The sequence below is a fragment of the Vibrio sp. 2033 genome (genome assembly GCF_033339735.1).
Genome location: NZ_JAWOVC010000536.1, coordinates 1 through 608, shown reverse-complemented (window position 1 = coordinate 608; position 608 = coordinate 1). Strand labels below are relative to the sequence as shown.

Annotated in this window: 1 protein-coding gene; it reads right to left on the bottom strand. The window is 49.5% G+C overall.

The window, feature by feature from the left end:
* The coding region (locus tag R7P74_RS27655) for an ABC transporter permease (RefSeq protein ID WP_443293484.1) at window positions 1-561 on the bottom strand (561 nt) is incomplete at its 3' end.
* Between the last annotated feature and the right edge of the window lie 47 nt (window positions 562-608).

Here is a 608-nt window from a genome sequence, read left to right as displayed (position 1 = left end):
CAGCGCCAAACAAAAATAGGTGTAGAACCCTGTGCTTGCGCCTTGCGCAGACACCATTCGGCCATTCACACCCGTCGCTCGAAGGCCCAAGCCGAAGTCGCTATTTAGCAATCGCACCACCAAAAAGGCAGAGATGAGAACCAGTACGCCTACGACCAACGGAAGAATAAACATCGCAACGCCCATCGATTCAAAAGGAGTGAGAATGGTGTCTTCACCCAAAAGAGCCATATTGGGTTTGCCCATGATACGAATGTTGATAGAAAACGCGGCAATCATAGTGAGGATGGACGCTAAGAGATGCAAAATTCCACAGCGGACAGCGAGAAATGCGGTGACCCAGCCTGTCATGCCACCAGCAATAATCGCCATACCGGTTGCAATCCAAGGGTTGATGCCTGCAACGATAGCTGTCGCAGCAACCGCAGCTCCCATAGGGAAACTGCCATCTACACTTAAGTCAGGAAAATCAAGAACACGAAACGTAAGATAGACGCCCAAAGCAACCAAGCCATAAATCAAGCCGATCTCAAGCGCGCCAAAAAAAGCAAATGCAGACATAACTGCTCCTTTCTGCATGTTCAGATCGCTAGCAGCGATCTGAAGTT